Origin of the sequence: Bacillus coahuilensis m4-4 (assembly GCF_000171615.1) — a bacterium.
Lineage (GTDB): Bacteria > Bacillota > Bacilli > Bacillales > Bacillaceae_K > Bacillus_T > Bacillus_T coahuilensis.
The window spans coordinates 1-3,785 of sequence record NZ_ABFU01000074.1; the positions used below are offsets into that span (position 1 = coordinate 1).

A 3,785-nucleotide genomic window follows, 5' to 3' on the forward strand; every position below is an offset into this window, starting at 1 on the left:
CCGTCCCCACGACTCCCTTATTATTGAGATATAACATTATTCGACGCCCCCTAAAGTGAGTAAACTATAATAAAGTTAGTTTATAGTCAGCTAAAGAATTGAATTGTAAGACTATCTACTTTATCAAGGTATAATTATCTATTCTGTCTTTGAAGGCAGAGTTATTTTCAATTATGCCAAAGAAGCGAAGGAAAGTGAATATTATGTTTAGAATAATGAAAAAATCTTGGCTCCCTCTTTTTTTACATTTATTGTATTTGGAACAGTATCTGGTGGAATATCAATGACTTTATCTGTAGAAGAACAGATTACAAATAGTATTAATAAAGATACATATAGGATTTATATTCACCCTAAAGATCTAGAGGTGGAAACAAATTTCTCAAATCAAGACCTACTATCATGGTTAACTAAACAGACCGAAAATTTTACCATTTATAAAAACATTCCGCAAGAAGCAAGTAGATTAAGTTTTTCTAATGAAAAAACTTCTATATATAGCGTAGAACAAGGAGCAGCTTATATTAATGTTTGGAACAAAGATGATCAAATTGTTAGAAACGGAAAAAATTATTTTTATTTTAATGGTAGAGAATATGAAGTAGCTGGTTACATTGATAACTATACAAATATAATAGCTAATCTTAAGACGTTTTTAGCAGAAAGTCCAGATGGAGCAATAACGGGAGAGTATTATTTAGACGCTGGAGAAAAAAGTGAATCTATAATACATGGTTTATTAACTACAATTCAAAAAAAAGAATGCTACTATTGAATTTTCATATGAAGAGATCAAAATAAACTGGTTACATAGTTTATTAAACCAAAGTTATGCGCTTATTATATTTCTTGGTACAAGTGCGCTGCTCTTTGTATCAGGATTTACTATAATACTTTCATGGGTAGAAAAGTATAAGAGGGAGATGTTTGTTAGGAGATTATCAGGAGCTGGAGAAACAGGTTTACTATTAAAAGTTTACGGTAATATGTTAGGCATTCGATTATTAGGTATCATGTTGGGAAGTTCAATAACTTTTTTAATCACCAACATTTTGCATATATTACCATATAATACTGTGTTTCGTTTTGAATCAGTCATTGTAGGAATAATTCTATTTTTTATTATGGATATATTTTACACATTCCCGATGTTGTTTATAAAACAGAAGAAACAATTAATCCGGATAATGAGGTAGGATCATGTTAACTCAATTAAAATATGCACTAGAAGATATATGGAGAAACAAGCTTTATTATATTTTGTTTTTTACTCAGATAACTATTGTCACATTGTTACTTACTGAATGTTTTTCATTAATGTACAAAAAGGAAGAGGCATTTAACTATCTGTCTAATACATTTGATATTTCCGATGTTTATTATGTATCACTTGCAGAGAAAGAAATGGTTGTAGGTGGTGATTATGAAGAGAGTATAATGAATGATTTATTTTCTTATGTCAATGAAAGTGAAAATTATATAATCTTTTCTGTTGTTAAAGATTTTATAGAAATAGAAAATATCCCAAGAAATTCTCTTTCTACGGAAATACAATTTGGACCAAATAAGGTTGAGGCTTATAAAACCCTAGCTATAACACATAATTTTATTGATGTATTTGACTTATCTTTATCAAAAGGTAATTTTTTTGTATTCAAACTGGGAATATTCAATTAATGAAAGTATACCGGTTGTACTTGGTCACTCTTATCAAAAGTTTATGAATATTAATGATGAGTTTGTGAATTCTGATAACTTAAAATATAAGGTTATTGGTTTTTTAGAAGATGGACAAAGTTATGTTGATATTTCATCTGGTGAAGGCGTTATAGATGTAAATGATATGATATTAATACCAATGGACGTTACAACTTTTGATGATTTGCATGTAAATGGAAATTACTCATATGAAACCTACCTAGAAAATGCAACAATCATAACTAAGAATAATAGTGATATATATAATTTAAGAAAAATCACAGAAAACTCCGAAATTTTTAATTATAAATTTAATAGTGTTAAAGGTGTTTCAAAATATATGGAGATGGACACTCAAAAATCTGTAGGTGTATTTCTATATATATCAATATGGATAATTATTTTTGCTATCTCATTAGTTATTATTAACACATTAGAATTTGTTAGAAAAAACTTAAGAGAATTTAGTATTCATATTTTTTGTGGTGGAAATAGGACAGATATTTCCTTAAGGATATTTTTTCAAATATTTATTGTTTGGATTCTTTCCTTTATTTGTTCTTTTATAGTGACCAGCCAATCCTCAATTCTATTAGCTGTTTCTGGGTTTGTATTAATGGTTTGTTTAATAACATGTATTCCTAGCTTTGTGAAACTTTTTAATTTACAGATAAGTGACATATTAAGGAGAAAAGAATAAATGATTGAGCTAAGTAATATTTCAAAATATTTAATAAGTCAAAATCAAATGAAGTAATCGCTCTTGAAAATATTAACCTGAAAATAGAAGAAGGTAGTATGTTAGCAATTATGGGGCCGTCAGGATCAGGGAAATCAACATTAATGAATATCCTTGGTTGTCTAGATGTACCAAGCACGGGTACATATAAGTTGCAAAAGAAAGAAATACACTCTCTTAATCCTAGAAAGTTATCTACAATACGAAACCGACACTTTGGTTTTGTTCTACAAGATTTTGCACTTATAGAAGAATACAGCGTTATTAAGAATGTAGAAATCCCTATTCTATATAGTAATAACAAAAGGAACAAAAAACAAAGAGTGCTAGAAATGCTTGACATGCTTGGTATGAAAGACAAATCATCTGAATATGCATATAATCTTTCCGGCGGACAACGACAACGTGTGGCAATAGCTAGAGCATTAATTAATAATCCTGATATAATTTTAGCTGATGAACCTACAGGTGCGTTAGATCAACGCACGGGTCAGAATGTTTTAGATATTTTTAAAAGGATTCACGAAGAACAGAATAAAACGATTTTAATTGTTACACATGACAACAATGTTGCAAGACAATGTGATGGGATTATCAATATAGTTGATGGAAAAGTATGTTGATTGTCATCCAGTTGAAATTGAATAACTTCTAGATCTTTAATAAGGGGATTGTGTTAATGAATAAGAAGATGCTGAATGAATATAAAGAAAGATTACAAAAAAGAGGCGCTTTATCCTTAATATTAATAGTTTTTTTATTTTATTATTACGTCAATTTATATTTACTCCTGTTGTAGTTATGGGCGACTCGATGATGTCAACACTGCATGATGGAGATAGAATCATAGCAGATAAAATTGGACATAAACTAAATGATCTAGAACGTTTTGATATATTAATATTCAAGTCTAAAGGAGGGTCCAAATATATTAAACGTATTATAGGACTTCCAGGTGATTATGTAGAATACATAGATGACCAATTATATATAAATGGTGAAAAGTACAATGAGATTTATTTAGATAGTCAAAAGAAAGCTCTTGTAAAAGGTGACGTACTTACTGATGAATTTAATATAAAAACAATGCCCTCCACCCTTAGTAAAGTAGTGCCAGATGGACATTATTTTGTATTAGGAGACAACCGGCGTAATAGTCTAGACAGTCGCAATATCGGTTTCATTTCTGTAGATGAAATTGTTGGAAAGGCAAATGTTGTTTATTGGCCTTTAAATGAAATCAAAATCATTCAATAAATGATCGTTATTGGTAGTTGATAAAGATTCCTTTAAAGTAGTGAATATAATTGAGATTGGGGGAGGGAAGCCCCTCTGTTAGGATAGGGAA

5 protein-coding genes are annotated in these 3,785 nt (G+C 29.5%); all 5 read left to right on the forward strand.

The features are described 5' to 3' along the window. The first annotated feature begins 283 nt into the window (after positions 1–283). The 5 genes from M44_RS28595 to lepB all read left to right on the forward strand — a co-directional run bounded on the left by M44_RS28595 (position 284) and on the right by lepB (position 3,694). Positions 284–775: a hypothetical protein gene (locus tag M44_RS28595; protein ID WP_010176122.1), complete on the forward strand. Its 492-nt coding sequence runs from the start codon at positions 284–286 to the stop codon at positions 773–775. Positions 776–1,200: 425 nt separating this feature from the next. Beyond that, positions 1,201–1,677: a hypothetical protein gene (locus M44_RS28600; protein WP_010176126.1), complete on the forward strand. Its 477-nt coding sequence runs from the start codon at positions 1,201–1,203 to the stop codon at positions 1,675–1,677. Further along, positions 1,649–2,398: a hypothetical protein gene (locus M44_RS28605; protein ID WP_010176127.1), complete on the forward strand. Its 750-nt coding sequence runs from the start codon at positions 1,649–1,651 to the stop codon at positions 2,396–2,398. Before M44_RS28600 ends, M44_RS28605 begins: the two co-directional genes overlap by 29 nt. 98 nt (positions 2,399–2,496) lie before the next feature. Continuing rightward, positions 2,497–3,060 (forward strand): ABC transporter ATP-binding protein, encoded by a 564-nt coding sequence (locus tag M44_RS18660; RefSeq protein ID WP_010176129.1) that lies wholly within the window; start codon positions 2,497–2,499, stop codon positions 3,058–3,060. A 121-nt stretch (positions 3,061–3,181) separates the two neighbouring features. Continuing rightward, a complete protein-coding gene (gene lepB, locus M44_RS18665; RefSeq protein WP_420167130.1) occupies positions 3,182–3,694 on the forward strand; it encodes a signal peptidase I in 513 nt (170 codons plus the stop codon). Positions 3,695–3,785: the final 91 nt, after the last annotated feature.